At 37.8% G+C, this 19765-nt stretch carries 18 protein-coding genes and 3 tRNA genes; 6 read left to right on the top strand and 15 right to left on the bottom strand.

All coding sequences use genetic code 11. From position 1 onward, the window contains the following. The first annotated feature begins 77 nt into the window (after nt 1-77). The 6 genes from proS to typA all read left to right on the top strand — a co-directional run bounded on the left by proS (nt 78) and on the right by typA (nt 4369). Nucleotides 78-1556: a proline--tRNA ligase gene (proS, locus tag FNW07_RS04845; RefSeq protein ID WP_126745206.1), complete on the top strand. Its 1479-nt coding sequence runs from the start codon at nt 78-80 to the stop codon at nt 1554-1556. A 78-nt stretch (nt 1557-1634) separates the two neighbouring features. Then, nucleotides 1635-1706, top strand: a tRNA-Glu gene (locus FNW07_RS04840). A gap of 48 nt (nt 1707-1754) precedes the next feature. Continuing rightward, nucleotides 1755-1826: transfer RNA gene (locus FNW07_RS04835), tRNA-Glu, on the top strand. A gap of 46 nt (nt 1827-1872) precedes the next feature. Continuing rightward, nucleotides 1873-1944, top strand: a tRNA-Glu gene (locus FNW07_RS04830). Nucleotides 1945-2102: 158 nt separating this feature from the next. Continuing rightward, a complete protein-coding gene (gene rpsT / locus FNW07_RS04825; protein ID WP_144265612.1) occupies nt 2103-2354 on the top strand; it encodes a 30S ribosomal protein S20 in 252 nt (83 codons plus the stop codon). A gap of 218 nt (nt 2355-2572) precedes the next feature. After that, entirely contained in the window at nt 2573-4369 is a 1797-nt protein-coding gene (gene typA, locus FNW07_RS04820; protein ID WP_144265611.1) for a translational GTPase TypA, read from the top strand. 103 nt (nt 4370-4472) lie between these two features. On the opposite strand, the gene FNW07_RS04815 is transcribed toward typA, so the two are convergent. The 15 genes from FNW07_RS04815 to FNW07_RS04745 all read right to left on the bottom strand — a co-directional run bounded on the left by FNW07_RS04815 (nt 4473) and on the right by FNW07_RS04745 (nt 19515). Beyond that, a complete protein-coding gene (locus tag FNW07_RS04815) occupies nt 4473-5027 on the bottom strand; it encodes a hypothetical protein (RefSeq protein WP_126743836.1) in 555 nt (184 codons plus the stop codon). 52 nt (nt 5028-5079) lie between these two features. Continuing rightward, entirely contained in the window at nt 5080-8475 is a 3396-nt protein-coding gene (locus FNW07_RS04810) for a T9SS type B sorting domain-containing protein (RefSeq protein ID WP_126743835.1), read from the bottom strand. Between the two features lie 30 nt (nt 8476-8505). Beyond that, complete coding sequence (locus FNW07_RS04805; protein WP_126743834.1) at nt 8506-10809, bottom strand: T9SS type B sorting domain-containing protein; 2304 nt, start codon at nt 10807-10809, stop codon at nt 8506-8508. Between the two features lie 16 nt (nt 10810-10825). After that, on the bottom strand, nt 10826-11665 hold the full coding sequence (locus FNW07_RS04800) for an ABC transporter permease (RefSeq protein ID WP_126743833.1): 840 nt from the start codon (nt 11663-11665) through the stop codon (nt 10826-10828). A gap of 21 nt (nt 11666-11686) precedes the next feature. After that, nucleotides 11687-12583: an ABC transporter ATP-binding protein gene (locus tag FNW07_RS04795; RefSeq protein ID WP_126743832.1), complete on the bottom strand. Its 897-nt coding sequence runs from the start codon at nt 12581-12583 to the stop codon at nt 11687-11689. A 97-nt stretch (nt 12584-12680) separates the two neighbouring features. After that, a complete protein-coding gene (locus tag FNW07_RS04790) occupies nt 12681-12920 on the bottom strand; it encodes a hypothetical protein (protein ID WP_126743831.1) in 240 nt (79 codons plus the stop codon). 222 nt (nt 12921-13142) lie between these two features. Further along, entirely contained in the window at nt 13143-14201 is a 1059-nt protein-coding gene (locus FNW07_RS04785; protein ID WP_126743830.1) for a nucleoid-associated protein, read from the bottom strand. Between the two features lie 88 nt (nt 14202-14289). Continuing rightward, nucleotides 14290-14832 carry a hypothetical protein gene (locus FNW07_RS04780; protein ID WP_126743829.1) on the bottom strand — a complete coding sequence of 181 codons (543 nt, stop codon included), beginning with the start codon at nt 14830-14832 and terminating at the stop codon, nt 14290-14292. A gap of 97 nt (nt 14833-14929) precedes the next feature. Next, complete coding sequence (locus FNW07_RS04775) at nt 14930-15538, bottom strand: HPP family protein (protein WP_126743828.1); 609 nt, start codon at nt 15536-15538, stop codon at nt 14930-14932. A gap of 114 nt (nt 15539-15652) precedes the next feature. Next, the gene (locus tag FNW07_RS04770) at nt 15653-16042 is read right to left on the bottom strand and encodes a VOC family protein (RefSeq protein ID WP_126743827.1); all 390 of its coding nucleotides are present in this window, start codon (nt 16040-16042) and stop codon (nt 15653-15655) included. Nucleotide 16043: 1 nt separating this feature from the next. Beyond that, complete coding sequence (locus tag FNW07_RS04765; RefSeq protein WP_126743826.1) at nt 16044-16304, bottom strand: hypothetical protein; 261 nt, start codon at nt 16302-16304, stop codon at nt 16044-16046. Nucleotides 16305-16367: 63 nt separating this feature from the next. Continuing rightward, the gene (locus FNW07_RS04760; RefSeq protein WP_126743825.1) at nt 16368-16763 is read right to left on the bottom strand and encodes a hypothetical protein; all 396 of its coding nucleotides are present in this window, start codon (nt 16761-16763) and stop codon (nt 16368-16370) included. 264 nt (nt 16764-17027) lie between these two features. Next, on the bottom strand, nt 17028-18191 hold the full coding sequence (locus FNW07_RS04755; protein ID WP_126743824.1) for a T9SS type A sorting domain-containing protein: 1164 nt from the start codon (nt 18189-18191) through the stop codon (nt 17028-17030). A 259-nt stretch (nt 18192-18450) separates the two neighbouring features. Beyond that, nucleotides 18451-18801, bottom strand: a complete 351-nt coding sequence (locus FNW07_RS04750) for an MmcQ/YjbR family DNA-binding protein (RefSeq protein ID WP_126743823.1) — start codon at nt 18799-18801, stop codon at nt 18451-18453. A 3-nt stretch (nt 18802-18804) separates the two neighbouring features. Continuing rightward, entirely contained in the window at nt 18805-19515 is a 711-nt protein-coding gene (locus tag FNW07_RS04745; RefSeq protein WP_221931744.1) for an alpha/beta fold hydrolase, read from the bottom strand. Between the last annotated feature and the right edge of the window lie 250 nt (nt 19516-19765).

Below are 19765 nucleotides of genomic sequence, written 5' to 3'. Positions count from 1 at the left end.
TCATTACAAAAATAGTTAGTTTTGCCGAACTATTTAGTTAAATAAATTAAAACAATTTTTGTGCCAAACTATTCAATATGAGCAAGAACTTAACAACAAGAGCAGAAGATTATTCAAAGTGGTATAACGAGTTGGTTGTAAAAGCAGATCTTGCCGAAAATTCAGGAGTTAGAGGGTGTATGGTCATCAAACCATATGGTTATGCGATTTGGGAGAAAATGCAGGCGGAATTAGACCGTATGTTTAAAGAGACAGGTCATCAGAATGCCTATTTCCCATTATTCGTACCGAAAAGTATGTTTGAGGCCGAAGAAAAAAATGCCGAAGGATTTGCCAAAGAATGCGCAATCGTAACGCACTACAGATTAAAAAATGATCCGGATAAACCGGGGAAACTAATGGTGGATCCTAACGCGAAACTGGAAGAAGAATTAATTGTTCGTCCTACCAGTGAGGCTATTATCTGGTCTACCTATAAAGGATGGGTGCAATCGTACCGTGATTTGCCATTATTGATCAATCAATGGGCAAATGTGGTGCGCTGGGAAATGAGAACCCGTTTATTCCTTAGAACAGCTGAGTTCTTATGGCAGGAAGGTCATACGGCTCACGCTACCAAAGAGGAAGCTATTGAAGAATCTGAAAAAATGATGAATGTGTATGCTGATTTCGCTGAAAACTTCATGGCGATTCCGGTAATCAAAGGTCTGAAAACCGAAACCGAACGTTTTGCAGGAGCAGAAGAAACCTATTGTATTGAAGCATTAATGCAGGATGGAAAAGCATTGCAGGCAGGAACTTCCCATTTCTTGGGACAGAATTTTGCCAAAGCATTTGATGTAAAATTTGCCAATGCCGAAGGAAAGCAAGAGTACGTTTGGGGAACATCGTGGGGAGTTTCGACCCGTTTGATGGGTGCTTTGGTAATGACGCATTCAGATGACCAGGGATTGGTATTGCCACCGAATTTGGCGCCGATTCAAGTGGTAATCGTACCGATTCATAAAACAGATGAGCAACTTGCTGAAATTACATCTGAAGTAAATATATTGATTGCAGCATTGAAAAATCTAGGGGTTTCTGTTAAATACGATGACAGGACTACCCAAAAACCAGGATTTAAATTTGCGGAATGGGAACTTAAAGGAGTTCCTGTACGAATCGCCGTGGGCCCAAAAGATTTGGAAAATGGTACTTTTGAAGTGGCCAGAAGAGATACTTTGACAAAAGAAGTCGTTTCTAAAGACGGAATAGCAACTTATATTCATGATTTGTTAGAGCAGATTCAAAAGGATTTATTTGAAAAAGCATTGGATTATAGAAATACGCATATCACTGAAGTGAATGATTTTGAGGGATTTAAAAATATTTTGGAAACAAAAGGAGGGTTTATAGCAGCACATTGGGATGGAACTCCGGAAACGGAAGAAAAAATCAAGGAATTGACCAAAGCGACCATCCGATGCATCGCTTTAGACAGGATTGAAGAGGCCGGAAGCTGTATGTTTACTGGTAAACCATCAGTGGGTAGAGTGCTTTTTGCGAAGGCATATTAAAAAAATATAAAAAAATATACCTCAGCTATTGTGCGAATAAAAAATAGTTGTATTTTTGCATCCGCATTAGAGAAGTAAGGCCCGTTCGTCTATCGGTTAGGACGCATGGTTTTCATCCATGTAAGAGCGGTTCGATTCCGCTACGGGCTACAATTTTTCTTTTGCATGTTAAAGTCATCCCGAACTCAGAGGGAAAATGGCCCGTTCGTCTATCGGTTAGGACGCATGGTTTTCATCCATGTAAGAGCGGTTCGATTCCGCTACGGGCTACAAGTTCAATTTAGATTGAATAGATTACCAAACTTAGAACGATAACGGTCCGTTCGTCTAGGGGTTAGGACTCCAGGATTTCGTCCTGGTAACAGGGGTTCGATTCCCTTACGGACTACAATTAGTTGTAAATGAGTTTTATAAAACAGAGGTTGTGTCTCGATCGTTGTTTTATTAGTTAAAACCAAAGTGATTGATTAAACAATTGTGGGAGGTTTTTCTTTTTTAACTATATAGTTTATAACAATTATTACAATTAAAAAAAAATAAAATAAAATGGCAAATCATAAGTCAGCTCTAAAGAGAATTAGAAGTAACGAAAAGAGAAGAGTATTAAACAGATACCAACATAAAACTACTCGTAATGCAATCAAAGCATTAAGAATAGCTACTGATAAAACTGATGCTTCATCTAAATTATCAAGTGTAATTTCTATGATTGATAAATTAGCTAAGAAAAATATCATTCATGATAACAAAGCTTCTAACTTGAAATCTAAATTAACTAAGCACGTTGCAAAACTGTAATTAGATAAGTTCTGAAATATAAGAAAAACTCCCATCACAACGATGGGAGTTTTTTGTATTAAATTGTTTCTGGTTAAGAAAAATCCCTTCCAGTGATTAAATTTTTGTTAAGGTTTGTTTTCCGAGACCTCTATTATAAAGGAAAGTCTTCCCGTAGAAATAATTAATGTTTTTTATGTTAAAATAAAGTGTACCTTTGCACCCATTAAAAATATCAGATGGAATCTATTAGAAACATTGCAATTATTGCCCACGTCGATCACGGTAAAACAACTTTGGTTGATAAAATTATGTATCACTGTCAATTATTTCGTGACAACGAAAATACAGGTGACTTAATCCTTGATAATAACGACTTAGAGCGCGAAAGAGGTATTACCATTACTTCTAAAAATGTTTCTGTAGTTTACAAAGGAACAAAAATCAACATTATCGATACTCCTGGTCACGCCGATTTTGGTGGTGAGGTAGAGCGTGTATTGAATATGGCGGATGGTGTTTGTTTGCTTGTGGATGCTTTTGAAGGACCAATGCCACAAACTCGTTTCGTTTTGCAAAAGGCGATCGATTTAGGTTTGAAACCTTGCGTAGTAATCAATAAGGTTGATAAAGAAAACTGTACTCCTGAAGAAGTTCACGAAAAAGTTTTTGACTTAATGTTTGAATTAGGCGCTGAAGAATGGCAGTTGGATTTTCCAACCGTTTATGGTTCGGCTAAAAATAACTGGATGTCTGATCATTGGGAAAACGTAACTGATAATGTGGAAGCATTATTGGATATGGTTATTGAAAATGTACCTGCTCCTAAAGTATCTGAAGGAACACCACAAATGTTGATTACTTCTTTAGATTTCTCAGCTTTTACAGGTCGTATCGCTATCGGTCGTCTTGAAAGAGGTGTTTTGAATGAAGGGATGCCAATCTCATTAGTAAAAAGAGACGGAACTATATCTAAATCACGTATCAAGGAATTACATACCTTTGAAGGACTTGGTCGTAAAAAAGTAGAACAAGTTATTGCTGGAGATATTTGTGCAATTATTGGAGTAGAAGGATTTGAAATTGGAGATACTATCGCTGATTTTGAAAACCCGGAAGCTTTGAAAACAATCGATATCGACGAACCTACGATGAGTATGTTGTTTACAATTAATGACTCTCCTTTCTTTGGTAAAGAGGGTAAATTTGTAACTTCTCGTCATATTAGAGATCGTTTGACAAAAGAATTAGAGAAAAACTTAGCAATGAAATTGGGTGAAACTGATTCAGCTGATAAGTTTATGGTTTTTGGTCGTGGAGTATTGCACTTATCTGTTCTTATTGAAACAATGAGAAGAGAAGGGTACGAATTACAAATCGGTCAGCCACAAGTTATCATCAAGGAAATTGATGGTAAAAAATGTGAACCAATTGAGGAATTGACCATCGATTTACCGGAAACACTTTCAGGAAGAGCGGTTGAGTTCGTTACTATGCGTAAAGGTGAAATGCTGAGTATGGAAACTAAAGGTGAACGTATGATTGTAAAATTTAATATTCCATCACGTGGAATTATTGGATTGCGTAATCAATTACTTACTGCAACTGCTGGTGAAGCTATTATGGCACACCGTTTTATAGGATACGAACCTTACAAAGGAGAAATTGCCGGACGTAACAAAGGTTCATTGATTTCTATGGAAAAAGGAAAAGCCATTCCTTATTCTATCGATAAATTGCAAGATCGCGGTAAGTTTTTTGTTGAACCAAATGCCGAAATTTACGAAGGTCAGGTGATTGGAGAAAACTCTCGTGGTGATGATATGTGTGTAAACGTAACTAAAGAGAAAAAACAATCGAATGTTCGTTCATCTGGAAATGATGAAAAAGCAAGGATTATCCCTCCGATTATTTTCTCATTGGAAGAAGCATTAGAGTACATTCAAAAAGATGAATATGTTGAGGTTACTCCAAAATCTATTCGTTTGAGAAAGATATATTTGACAGAAACTGATAGAAAAAGATTCAAAATCTAATTATATCTATTGATATTAAAAAAGCCATCCGACGCGTCGGATGGCTTTTTTTATGGAATTTTTTTAAGATGAACTTGTTTTGATTCCTATGTGCAGTATAGTTTTACGCTTTTATTTTGGCTTGCTGGTATCTATAGATATTAATTGCCTTTTTTAATCGGGGTCTGTTGTAGCGTTGTAAAATGATTGGGTAAATATTCAATACAAGATTTAAGATCAAAAGCCATAATGATTCAACAATTCCATATTTAACCGTTACGAAAACGGTAAACGGGATCACTATAAAAAATATAATCAGATGGCCCAATTCTGATTGTTTGGTGACATATTCCAGATGGATTAAAGCCTCCAGACTTTTTTTGACAGGATTGTTTTTTTTATTTATTTTTTCCCAACCAATCAAGACGAGTAATTTTCTGAAAATATTCACTCCTAATGATTCGTAAATTTTCCCTTTCTTCTCCCACTTTTTTTCGTTGTAATAGGTAGATTTAAATGCAGGCTTTAGGGTTTGGGTAAAAAGATAAACACACATCATCAACATCAGATTCAGTACCCACGCGAATACAAAGCCTTGCATCCCGACCCGAATGATTAGCCCGTAAATCATTAAAATTGTCCCAATTATAATCAGACCAATTAGTAAACTTTTGCGCATACTTCAATGTTTAAGATTATAGAATGATAACCGAATACAGTGTAAAATATATTTATCGTTTCAATGCAAAATGCCCTTTCATCACCCGTCCATCTTCCAGATAAATGGCATACCAATAATCTGTTGAAGGCATTAGCTGGCCATTAAATGTACCATTCCAACCCTCGCCGGTTGTTCCTAGTTGCTTGATGAGTTTACCGTATCGGTCAAAAATATAAATGGTAGAGTTGTAATTATAAAGAGCGCTGACCCCTTTTACATTCCACGTATCGTTTATTCCATCTCCGTTTGGTGTAAAGTATGGCGGAGCACCTATCACATAAGCGATTTGGGGGTCGTTATAGCAACCATTTAAATCTTTAACATATACGGTATAGATTCCGGGAGCGACATTGGTAAAAACATTGGAAGTTTGATAGGCATTTTGATGATTCAGGCTATAAACATAATCCCCCAGACTATCTGCTGTCAAAGTAACAGTAATGGTATTATTATCCGATAAATCGACTGATTGTATAGAGAAAGTAGCACCGCTGGAGTGAACGACTGTAATAGTTCTGGTTCTGCTACATCCCATGTTAGTGGTAACGTTAACAGTGTAAATTCCTTCTGCGGTAACTGTCAATGTCGGGTTGGTTTTGGAAGCCAAAATATTTCCTTCATAATACCATTGGTAGGTATATGCTGAAGCAGGTGTATTGTCCAGAATTCCGGCATCTAAAATGGTGGAGAATGTACTCTGATGTGAACAAACCAATTCTCTGTGTACCAAAGCAATATTGGGAAGAGGATTCACTACAAAACGCAATACAGTAGGGGGAAGGGTGCAAGTCGCGTTCAATGGATTTTCCACTGTTACGGTTATATCCTGTGTTCCTGTCAGAAAAGGGTTTGGCAATGGACGTGGCAACTGATTTCCATTTTGATCAAAATAGGACACATTCATCCCGGTTAAACTTCCCAAAATGTTCGATTCTATCGTCGTGGTGTCGAAAGGATACAGACCGTCGGCGGTAGCAGGATCAAGATCGTCTTCGCATTCAGCTGGAATTACTACCGTATTTGCTAAAGGTAAAGCATCTACAATAAATTCCAATGTAGTTTCGTCATAACATGGTCCGGATGAAACCGAAGTGTTATTATTACTCACTCGGATGGTAATGGTTTGCGAGGCCGTGTTAAAAGGATTTGGCAGTTGATTAGATCCTCCGGTTGGGATAATAGTATTGTTCTGATTAAAATAAGTAACGGTGACATTGGTCTGCCCATTTAATAATGTGGGCAATATTGATGACGTGTTGAATGGGAACTTCCCATCCTGATTATCATCACACTCACGGCCAATAGTTACCGGATATGCGGTTGGCAATGCTTCCACAGTAAGGGTTACATTTGCAAAACCATAACATCCGTTATCGACTGTACTGTCTACACGGACCCAGATTAACTGCATATTCGGATACCCGATATTTCTATAATTGTCAATATTGGTGATTTCGTTTATCTCAGCTGAAAAATCTGCCTCATTTTTGTAAAATTTAATAGTGTAAGGAGTGATGTTTTGGGGTGGAAGTATACCTATTATTGATGTCGCGACAGTACTCATATCAAACGTGGCTATTCCGTCACGGTCATCATTATTGGCGGTATCATTTCCCTCACTATCCAGATAATCATCACATTTATAAAGCATCGGATGAAATGTAGTTGGGACTTGTGTTGCCGAAACAACTAAATCCAACTGTGCGGTTCTAAAACATCCATTTGCATTTTCAACCCGTACCCAAACAGTTGAATTACTGCTGGAATAAGCGGTAGGATTGGGTATTGCATTGGTTTCGGCATTGGCTGCGGTAGGAGTAGTGTAATAGGTAAAGGTTTCGTTAGCGGAATTTGCTGAAATAAAATTATTTTTTTCAGTCAGATCAAAATCTGAAATCCCATCGGTATCGGTATCGCATTGTTTTAACGTTACGGGAGAATTTACCGTCGGCAACGGATAATAAGTCACACTCGCTTGTCCTTCGATAGGGCAGGATCCGTCATTTTTGTCTATCAGGAGTTTATAAATAACTAATGAACTGACATCAATATCAACATCAAGATAATTGATGTTATAGGGTGTTTTCAATACGCCGTTTACATACCAACTGTAAGTGGCTCCCGCTATAACAGGACCATTAAGACGATAGGTGTCACCGTAACATAAATCCAGATCATTATCCAAACCGGCCGAGCCAGGTGCGATGATATCAATTTTAGTCAAAAATAGCGACTGAATGAATGGTGGCAGTCCTTGCATTGATCTTCGTCCCTCATTATTGGGATCTAAATCAATAGCATTATGCTGGTAATTACAGGCAATACCAGCAGCTTCCGGATTGTTGATGACGCCCAAATATCTGGATCCAACGGTATACTCTTCGCATAATGCTCTATAAATCTTACCGTCTGGTGCCATTTGAAGAGCCCCCCTATAACTATTACTGCCTTGATAGGAAATTAACTTTACTGCGTTGGCCGCCTGTAAGTCAAATTGCCATAAGTACGTTTGTAACTCTGGAGTTGATGACGTGACGTATAATTTATTGGTACTGAGCGAAAACTCAATGCCATAGGGTTGTGTATTTAGCTTGTTATTGGGATGGGTCGGGTCACTCATGATCAACTTTTGCTGATTGGTAACTGCACCTGTCTGTTTGTTGAAATTATACAAAAACAAGCTGTTCCCTATTTGGGCTTGATGGGCAATAGCTATTTTCGTCCCGTCTGCAGATACTTTAAGATAGCCACGCGGGTCATCAATACCCCCCAGAGGAGTGCTGGATACTACAGGAACGGTTTGCACTCCGGCTGGCGTAATTTTATAACTAAAGAAAGTATTGTAATTGCCTTCTGTAAAACCTCCTGGACTAGAGTAAGTAATTACCCATATTTCGGCACAATCAAAACTTTTGACCGCGGTAATTTTTTCGCTGCATTCATCTAATAACCGGATGTTTTTGGTTGTCACATCGCCAAAACCATCATTTAAGGTCATATCCACTTCGGAGTATTGTAAGCCATAATGGAAATTGGTGCCAAGCCTATCCACCGTGAAAATATAATATTTGGTCTGGCTGTCTGGTTTGGGAACGATGATTGCCGATTGGCTACTCGATGAATCACCATGTAGGTCATTTCCATTAAACATCACCTCATGATTTCGGTCCCATACTTTTGTTCCGTCCGTGTAAAATAACAAATTTCCATTGCTGTCCGATATCGAAGTGCAGCCCTCGTTAGTTCTTAGATTGTTGGAGGTCATCGGCATGTCTGTCAAAGTTACAGGGGATCCACTGCTAAAGGAAATGCCCGCATGTTGACCAAAATACCAATTGGAAGCTTCGCCTTGACAAAAAGCACTTGTGGAAAGAAACAGTAAAAATAGTATGTATTTAATTTTCATAAAAAAGATAAAAAGCGTAAATGTATTGAATTATCTCTTAAGACTAAAATGTCCTTTGACGATTCTTCCGTTTTCCAATGAAACAACAAACCAATAATCAGTTGAAGGGAGGTCCTGTGAATTCAATTTTCCGTTCCAACCAGTTGTTCCATTAAAACTATATATGATTTTGCCGTAACGGTCAAAAATGGTTATTATGCTGTTGGATTTTAAAAAAGGAATTGCCCAAATTTCATTATAACTATCACCGTTAGGCGTGAAATATCTTGGATAATCCAATACGGTAATAAATACCGGCGGAGTAGTTCCGCATCCATGCGTGTCCCTGATATAAACCCAATATTCACCTGTTGGGACATCGGTAAACAATGGACTGTCCTGAAAACGAATTCCGTCAAGCGAAAATTCATAATAATCGCCACTACCTGAATAATTGACCAGAACCGAATTTTGGCTCCCGGCAAAATCATTAACAGTTGGAAGGGAAGTGAAAATCGCAATACCCGAATCTTTTACGATGAATTTTTTGGTAGCAAAGCATCCATTGCTGTTTTTTACAATAACGGTATAAATTCCTGAACTGGCGACAGCAATGCTTACTGCATTTGGCCCTGAAACCCCTGTGCTCCATTCGTAATTAGAAAAACCACTTGCCACCGATAGTGTTGTTGAATTTCCATCACATAGATAAACTTCCTTGTCTTCAAAATCGTTGGGAAGAAAAGTGTTGACTATTAAGGTAATTGGTTTAATTCCATAGCAATCAGCTCCATTAATAATTCGGGCATAAATAATCTGCTGGTTGGTAGTGGTATTAGTAAAAGTATTGGGTAAAGGATTAATTTGTAAAACAGCATCGTTGGCGGACAAATAATAGTTCACTATCAGTCCCGGAGGCAGCCCTGATACAACCTGTGGGCTAACTTCAGTCAGATCAAATGCGGTGAAACCGTCTTGCGGGCCGTCGGTATCACATTTTGAAACAGGCGCCTGATTGGCAATTGTATTATTGGCAATCTGAAGATTAACCGTAGCATAATTGGCACAACCGTAGGCATTTTTTACTTTTGCGATAAGCTGATTGGTACTTGTGTTTTGATACGTTAAGGGATTAGTAATTGGATTGACTTCATCTTGAGCATTACCCAAAGTTTTATAATAAACTACATCACTTGTGTTTCCTGTAATTATTGTGTTGATTGTGGTCAGATTATAAGTGGTGATTCCGTCATTATCAGCATCACATTGTACCAAAGAAACGGGGCTGGTTAAAACAGGCAAAGCGGCATACTCTATAGTTACTTCTCCCTTTGCCACACAGGTAGTTCCATTCAAAGTAACTTCTACATTGTAGACTCCAGCGTCTTGTACTATATACTGCGGAGTGGTTTCCCCGGGAATCTCGATGTTATTTTTGAACCATTTATAAGTATTAGAACCAGTTTCCCTGGCGTCGAGAGTATACGTTTGACCTGCACAAAGAGGATTTTGTGTAGCTTCTAATCTATTAGGACCCAAATCCGATCCGACTTTAAAGCTACCACCACCAAGGAATATGGCCGAATCGTATCGAACATTTCCTTCATCAGCAATAACTAATTTGATATGATAGGTTGTTCCCGGTATTACCGTTGCTTTTGCGGTCATTACTACAGTCTGTCCATTAAAATTAGTTGGATATTCAGTTTCGTTAAAGGCATCAAAATATTGCTCGTTAATTGCCGGGCAGCCGGTATTGCCATCGATTTGAGGATGTACCGAGGTTACTTTGACAGGCGTCGTGGTATTGGGAACTAAAGCCAAATTTTGATACACATTGGAACTGCCCGCTTCTTTTAGTAAAAAGGCAAAACCATCTGAATACCGGCAAGGTGCATTGTCATGGTATTCTTCGGAAGCAAATATATAATCAAAACTGATTTGACTGGTCAATGGAGTGAAATCAAACTCCAAAATTGTAGCGTTGACACTTCCTGAAATTCCCAAGGCCCGATCTAAATCAGAATCCCCAGCCCAGGAATTGGACCCTTCATCAATTAAATCAAAATTGGGTCCTTCTGTTCTTTTAGCCCTGGAAGTACTTAATACGATACCATTTGTAAAAGGGAAGCTACTTCCGGTAGCATCGAAAAAACCATAACTTTGCTGACCGCTACTGAAATTATCGCCAGTAACCGTAAAATTGGAAACATTCGCACAAGGACTGTCAATCAAAACATCCTCAACCAACTGTTGTGCCGAATAGGTATCGTCAACCTGAATATACTGGGCTAAAGCGGTTCCAGAAAAACCGCATGCAAGAAGGGTAAAAAGTAATTCTTTTATGAATTTCATAGCATCGGCAAAGATACTATAAATCTCGTTTTTTAAGTAATTTATAGGACATTAACATAAATATAACAGTCCAGGCCAAAACGATAAGGACGGCGGTTATATGAACACCATAATCTTTTGCAACTCCGGCACCCCCGATAGTAGTTTCAATTTTTTTGATTACAGACAAGCGGGTAAAAGGTTCTACGATCAGATTACTCATTGATTCCAACGGCATAAATTGCATAATCTTTGCAGCAATCGTACTGTCCGGGAAGATTTTAAACGTAAGTATTCCTTTCATTATCCCTTCAATGATATTCCATACAAATAGAAAACCAAGAGCAAAAGCGGACCGTTTTACCAAAATTCCCAAAAACAAACAGAATGAAAAGAATCCCACTAATTTCACAAAATAGGCCAGTAGATATTCCAAATCAGAGAAAATGATTCCCGCTTCGGTATAAGAAGAAAAACTAAAACCTAAAATTAATGACATAAAAAAAATAAAGACGGTGGATCCTAAAGCAAATAATACAACTGTTAAAAACTTGGATTGAATAAATTCCTGTTTGCTCATTCCGTCAATCAGGTTTTGTTTCAAGGTGCCGTAGCTGTATTCATTCGCCATCATGGAAACAATTACAATGGCGAGAAAAAATTTCAAAAAAGCAGCAATATAAGTATTGAAATGCCAAATGTAAGGGAAATTGAAAATGCCCTGTTCGGCGATATGTAATTGGAAACTTCCAATGTTGAATTTAATGGAAGCAATTAATGCGATAAAGGAAAGAAGGATAAAATAGCTTAAAGTTAATACTCGTGAGGCTTTATTTTTCCAAATTTTTTGTAATTCTATAGAAAGTAATCTTTTCATTTTGTTTGATGTGAGAGATGATTATTTAGTATTGGTCAGTTCCAGAAATTGCTCTTCCAGGCTGTTTTTACGTTTTACCAAATGATTTAAATAGATGTTTTTCTCCGCAAGGAATCGGTTTAGTGCAGAAGCTTCCAAGGGTCCGTGAAGATAAACCCATATTTTGTCTTCTTCCTGGACGATTTTCTCAACGGAGGGATGCGAACTCAAAACTGTTTTTAACGCAGCAATGTCATCTGATTGTAATTCAAAAAAGCCTTCGTTTGAAGACATACCATCGACGGGTCCAGAATATAAAATTTCGCCTTTTCGCAGTACCAAAACATGCGAACATACTTTTTCGACTTCATCCAAAAGATGCGAAGCCAATAAGATAGTCGTTCCTTGGGAAGCGATTAATCGGATGATATCCCTGATTTGATGGATTCCCTGAGGGTCCAAACCGTTTGTAGGTTCGTCCAGAATAAGGATTTCAGGATCGTTTAGCAAAGCGGATGCAATCGCCAAACGTTGTTTCATTCCTAATGAAAAGGTACTGAATTTACTGTCCTTGCGTTCCAATAATCCTACGACTCCGAGTTTTTCCTCTACTTTCGAATAATTGATGTTTTTTATTTTACAAACCAGTTTAAGGTTTTCTTCCGCAGTCATGTAAGGGTAGAAGTTGGGTCTTTCGATAATGGCGCCCACTTTTTTCAAAGCTTCATGGGTTTCCATGGAACCGCCAAACCAACTGTAATCGCCAGAAGTTTTATTGACCACATTCAGCACAATGCCCAAAGTGGTGGATTTTCCACTTCCGTTCGGACCCAGGATTCCGTAAACGTTGCCTTTATGAATTTCGAGTGAAACATTTTTTACAGCCTGAATCAGGCCAAAACGTTTATGGAGGTTTTGAATAGAAAGTATGGTTTGCAAGTTGTCCTTTTTTAGATTTATATTAGGACGAACAAGGTAAGAATTTGTTACCGTAAAAAATCATTTTGTTTATTTTCGCGTACAGTAGACGTCAAATTTAAGCAGCAGGATGTCTTTTTTGATAAAATGAAATTAAGGTTTCATTGATTTCCCGGTGCTCTGGAGTCAGGAAAATTTTATGCCCTTTTTCATCGTTGGTTAATTCTAAATGGCAGTGAACACATTCATACTCTTTAAAATGACCGGTGATATTTCGCGTTATAATAAATTTGTGGCCAAAAAGGGAGCACAAAATATTTTTTGCCAGTAGCTTGTCTTTGATTTCGATGATGCTCATAACCGAATTATTTTGAGATGAAGTATAAATGTATGTAATGATCGATGAAATATCAAATAAAATCGATGAAATACACATTTTTTCGAAAAACAGTAAAATAACCTTACAATTCATTAAATACTCAACATGTTTACTCTCAGTCGTTTACGAAAATCAGTTCTAAATAAAAAAAACCTTTCCTGATTTACGGGAAAGGGTTTCGGACAGAATTTATAACTAAAATTAGCTTTTTTCTTCTTTGTTGAAGTACACCAGATAATAATACATCTGCTTTTCTTCATCCCAGCCTTTTTCCACATATTTTTCAGCACTTTCCGGATTGATGAAATCCATTTTGATTTGGATATGCGTATCCAGATTGATAACATTTTTTATTGATTTTCTGGCGTCTGAAACCGCGGCATTCGCTATAGGGAAGGAGGTAACATCCTCGATACTGTATTTTTCCCCTTTGTCTACTTTATAGTTTTTAAACTCCGGAATCAAGTCAGGATTATCCAATACTTCATTCAGGAAATTGGTTTCTTCAAATTGGTCATTTTTGGCAAAATAATTTACCGAACGGTTCATAAACATTACTTCCTCTTTTTTATCTTCAGCAGGAAAAACAACGTCTTTCGCGAAACTTTGACAGAATTTCAGGTATTTTTTAGTAATGAAGTTCTCATCTTCAAAAGCATCTACCGAAAGGAAATGCTCCAGCCAGTAACGTGCATCGTAACGGTTACTGTCTACGGTCAGGATTTTGTACCCTTCTTCTTTTTTATAGTTAAAAATAAGGCATCCCTTGTCCAATTTATTTAAGTTAATTCCTTGTTGCAGGATCATTTCCAGATCGGTTCCTTTTTCTTCAAATTGTAAAAAGTCAGACTGAAGTTCACTTTTAAATATCCCGATGGCGTCCACCACATTATTGTCAATATTCACATTCGTCAGGTACGTCACATAGACTTCCCCGTTTTTGATATGCGGATGATTGGATTGCTCAAAAAGATGTTTGGTGATTTGTTTCGAAACTTCGTGCAGGCTTCCCGGATTGTCAAAAATCTGAGAGGCAAATTTAAACATATCATTGTAATCCAAATCCACTTCATGAGCGAATTGGAAATAGTTTTCTTCTTTTTCACGGAAAGGTTTGAAGAAATATTCTTTCATCAACGGCACAATTTCATCATTCAGGTTAAAAGGCTTTTCTGATAAAAAAATGGCCTCGTTTCTGCTTTTGTTCCCCACTCGGTGAATGGATAAAGTGTCTATGTGGGTATTGTATAAATTGATCATGTCTTAATTTTTAAATTATTTAGAATAAAAAACCAAGATCAAAGAACGTTTGTCTTTCATCTTGGCTCAATTTTGATACTATATTATTTTAATTCCAATTCTCTTCAAATCCGAAATCTTCGAAACTGTCGTCACCGTCCATCATATTATCTAAGTCGTCTTCATCGATATCATCTTCAAATTCGCCGTAGATGTCATCATGCATGTCGGCTTCAAAGTTTTTCTCCATGGCCTCATCGGGCATTTCTCCATGCGAAAAAATAGTCTCAGGATAGGTATTTCCAACAACCTGTTCTTCGACTGCTGCCAATTCTACCAGGAATGTCCACATGTTAATGAAGTCGTAAACATAAATGATTTTGGTATTTTGCTTATCTAAAATTTCAGATAATTTATAATCACTCATTATTTTTTGGTCCCCGACAATATCGCCAGTGTCAAAAAGAGAAATTTCTTCTTCCTGATTCCACGTTTCATCACAGGTGTAGAAAGACGCCACTTCCATACCATCAAAACCGAAGGCATTGAAAATTGCATTATGCAAATCCTCTAAAGTATCGTCGTCAAGTATTGCAATATCCCTAAAAACATCCTCTTCCGCGTCCAGAATCACTCTAAATTTGTAAACCATAATTTAACCTGTTTGTTGAAAGGGCAAAGGTAAAATATAATTTTAGATATAGTTTTCAGATTTGGTATTTGTTGATAAGATTTTTGCGTATGGATTTTTATGGCTTAGGATTTTTTTGAAATGAATCCATTATTCGTTTACGAATTTGATGGTATCTTTTGTGGTTAGGATACCTTCTGTTGGATGTCATGTTGTTGAAGATTAATGCGACAATCAGCAAAATAACTGCCCCAGTAAGCACCGGCGATAGTACATACCAATATCCCAGGTTCTTGATTTCTGCAGATCCGATAACAGCAATAAGTGCAGTAGCTCCGCCCGGTGGATGGAGGGTTTTAGTGATTTGCATCAGCACAATAGAAAGGGAAACGGCCAATGGTGCGGTAATCCAAAGAATTTCCGGAGCAAATTGCTGGACTGTAACCCCAATCACGGCTGAAACCAAATGGCCGCCGATAAGGTTACGCGGCTGCGCCAAAGGACTCTGGATGACTCCATAAACCAATACGCTGGATGCTCCGAAAGAACCAATTAAATACACAACGTCCGTTTGAGGCAAAACTTGCGATTGAAGATAGGCAATGATTCCAATGCCAACAAAAGAACCCAAAAATGCCCAAAAATGTTCATTGGCGTCAATTAATGTTTCCTTGTACAGCGTATATCTGGTTTTGCGGTAACCGCGCTTTATTTTCTCGATTGGCATATCTACTTATTTTGCGATGTTGGGAATGAAAGTATATACCGTAAACGGATAAATCAATTTGGCAGTATATTTTGTAATTTCATTAAAGATTTCAACAGAAAGAAAATGGTGGTTTTATTTTTCATAAAATTCAATGGGTAAACCGTCCGGATCTGCAATGAATGTAAACCGCTTTTGTGTGGTTTCATCTGTTCTGATCGACTCTACTATAATGTTTTTGGAACTAAGAAATGCTACAGTTTTTTCTATGCCATTGACTTCAAATGCCAAATGACGTAGTCCGCGAGCTTCAGGTCTCGAAGTGCGCTGTGGAGGATTCAAAAACGAGAAAAGTTCGATAGTATAAACACCATTTAATGCGAGGTCAAGTTTGAACGATTGTCTATCTTCCCGATAAATTTCCCGAATGATGGTTAGTCCTAAGATATCGGTATAAAAAACTTTGGATTCTTGATAGTCGGAACAAATAATGGCAATGTGGTGGATTTTATTGATTTGCAGCATACTATTCCAAATAGGTCATTTCGGGTAAATTAGCGTGTGCGTCCTGGGCTAATGCTTCTGAATGGAGTTTATTGATTAAGGTACGGGTTACTTCAATAGTATCAATTTTAAAAAGGAACTGCACTTCATTTTGGTTATCGGCATTTTGCCAAAGATGCTCCAGGAACATATTGTTTTGGTTGTGAAATGCTTTGTCACGTTCCAATATTTCTCTGATAGTCTCAATCGGAACATTTTGCAGTCGGGCTATTAAATGCGGCATATTTTAGATTTTTGAAAGGTTTAAAAAAGAAAAGCCTAATCAATTTGATCAGGCTTATTCAATTTATTTTTTATCTGAACAAAGTCCAACAATTCTGTGGAATGTAAGATGTATATCGGTCAATAACTTAACTATTGCTTCATTAGGAGTATTTGTAATTACCATGTTGTGCAGGTCTTTACTTTTGAGCTGCAACCGTTCAGCCTCTGCTAAAACAGGCTCAGTTCTGAATTCTTGTGGAATATCCGATTTTAATATGGCGGCAGCTTTTTTCATCATTTCTTCTGAACGTGATTTGATAGGTGCAAGATTTCCTTCTTCGGCAGGGTGGAAAGTCTGTGACATTACTTCGTGGAATTCGTGCATCGCCGGCCATTTTTCGGTAACTGACTGCGCTGTAATCGTGTTTGCGGCAAAAATTAATGCTAGGAATAAGAATGCTCTGACGTGTTTCATCATTTAGGTTAATTTAAGTTTTTACTGTTTGTAACAAATATAGAAATTTATTTTATTTTTTGGTTTTAAGGCTGGACAATCCACCATTTGATTTGTAGACGAATCTTCAAATCCCGCGGAATACCGATATTACTGCTGCCCCGGACCTTTAAACAATTTGCTTTCTGATCCATTGCTTTTACCTTCCATATGGTCTTTCGCTCATTACTTCCTGTTTTTGGGCAAACATGATGACCATACTGAATGGCATACTATTCTTTCGGGACTTTATTTTTTAATTATTTTGATTGCGTGTTTAGACGATGAACCGATTTTCAGGTAGTAAACTCCTGGCGATAACTTGCTGATATCCATTTCAGTAGTTTCAAGGTTCAATGTTCCCATTTGAATTTGTCTTCCAGTCTGATCGTTTATAGAATATACACTTCCGTGTAGAAGCTCATTTGTTTTCAGATTTATGTGATCCTCGGCGGGATTAGGATATAAGGCAATTCCATTTTCCTTAATCCATTCAGAGATCCCCAACGTATAATTGAATGTGATTCTTTGCGAATTATTCCAAACACTCGCACCCATATCCCAAGACTGGATAATGATTTGGGTTGTTTTGCCTGAACCATTATTTGTATAAAGAGATTGACTTTGGTTTACCCATGTACTCGACGTGGCATTCCATATTTGGGATAATTCGTTAGTGATGAAACCGCCGGCACCGTAAGTATTGGTTTGTCTGTTATCATTCAGCCAATTGGTTCCGGTCCACATTTCAGTAACTGCTGTCAGTACGTTATTGGATGCATTATAGGTGTATGATGTTCTCTCATTGTTGACCCACACATTGGTGATATCCCAAGTTTGGGTTACGCTTTGATTTACGGTTCCATTTGCATTATTGGCATAACTTGTCTGTGTGGAGTTTTTCCATATACTGGATATAAAATCCCAATTTTGGAATACCGTATTAGTTAAGTAATTGCTGCCATCATATGTATTGGTCTGTCTTTGGAAGTTTTGCCAGGCTCCTGTCCAGAGTTCGGTAACTCCTGTCAGCATTTTTTTTGCTGCATTATAAGTATACGTTATTCTTTGCGCATCATTCCACGTACCGGTTCCGATATCCCACGTTTGTCCCAGGGTTTGATTGACTGTACCATCCGGATTATTGGTGAATTTGAGTTGTAATGCATTTTCCCAAGGTCCTGAAGGTATTACCCAGGACTGACTAACAGTATTCGTCAGATAGTTGCTGCCATCATAGGTATTGAAAGATTGCGCAGAATTCTGCCAATTTCCGTTTATCCAGTTTTCAATGAGAGTATTCTGGATATTTTGAGCAGAGGAATTAAGTCCAACAAAGACAAATAATATCCATACCAGTAAAATTTTGAGGATGGGGATATTCCTCCATTGTAAAGTAATTTGTGTTTTCATTTCGCTAATTTTAAGTTAACGACTCCGGCTTTAGTAATGCCTAAATGCCAATGTGAAGGAGATATCACTTTTATTGATATCATTTTTCTACAGTTACGTTGGGGTCGCACTGTTTACCAGTTTTTAATCAAAAGTTATAAAAACTACCTTGTTTTTAATGGAGATTCACCTACACAAATTTAGTGAATATTGGGGGCAAACCATTGGCTTTTAGGTTTTTGTTAGAATAATAAAAAAGAGTAAAAATAGATACTTGGGACTAACCCACATTTAATTCTTTTTTTATTTTCGCCGGCAGTTTGTCTTTTACTAAATTATAGGATTGGGTAACATAATGCTGCCATTCTTTGGCTGATAAAATAGTGATGTCTTCTGCTAAAACCCATTTATAACGTGCTACGTAAGGGGCCCGAATAAATCCTTCTTTGGTGCTCATTTCTTCAAATTCTTCGTCCAGGACTTTGAAAGAAGCCGAGGTTGGTGATTGGTTCAGCCCTGCTACGCAAAACATTTTCCCGCCAATGCAAAAACATAAATCATTGCCCCATTTTATGTCTTCGGTGACATGAGGCAATGATTTACAAAGCTTTTGAAGTTCTTCTATATTCATGTTTTATTTTGCTATTTTCCTGTCTTTTAACCAAGTTGCCATCGTATCCCAAAAGCCTGCAGCATATTGCCAGCTGAATTCGTCATTTGGCAGCCCCGTTTTAACCACCAATCCACTATGTCCCATGTTGGGAAGTATGTTTACACGGAAATCTTTATTTCCGGCTTTGGTCAAAGCTTCCACCAAGCGCGGATAGCTTTTTTGAGAATTGACATTCCAGTCTTTTTCGGCCAATTGCCATAAAACGGGTGTTGTTTTCAATTGTTTCAAATAGTCGTAGCTGTCCACATACAGGTTTTTGCTTAGCCATGTCCACCATTTCGCTGAAGCTTCTGATTTTACCCTTGGTTCAGTATATATTTTTTTATACCACGGTTTGTTCTGATAGCTTAAGAATACGTTGTTTCCATCTTCCCAGGTTTTGTTTTTTGCGGCAAGTGCCCAATGCTGTCGATACATTTGCATAATTTCAGCAATTTCTTCTTTCGAAAAACCTTCGGCAATAAAACCGCCTTCGTATTCATGAGCAATCGTTTCGAGAACATTTTGACCCGGACCAACACGCATCAGCAAATAGGAAACGTCCTTTGATTTTGCTGCGACCATAGAACCGACCCAACCGCCCTGGCTGCTTCCTAAAATCCCTATTTTTTTAGCATCAACTTTTGCACTCGATTTTGCAGCGTTAACTGCGGCTACAACGTCATCTGCCAATTCAGTTAAGCTTGCAGGTCGATTGGAATTAAGGCCCCTTGCTTCAGGGTTTTTAAATTGAGGTATACCAAACTGTGGTTGAATTCGTCGAATATACCGAGGGTCATTTTTCGTTATTGCCAAAGTCATAAGTGCCTTCGAATTAATAAAGTTTTTGATGCCCTTCCTGTGCATTACAAAAAAAAGGAGTAAGTAAAAGTACTGCTAACAGAACATGATTGAAATTGATTTTTTTCATTTTGATTGATTG

This window comes from Flavobacterium sp. GT3R68 (genome assembly GCF_007109225.1).
Taxonomy (GTDB): Bacteria; Bacteroidota; Bacteroidia; order Flavobacteriales; family Flavobacteriaceae; genus Flavobacterium.
Note: the sequence above shows the minus strand (reverse complement) of the source record. Positions and strands in the feature narration are given on the sequence as shown.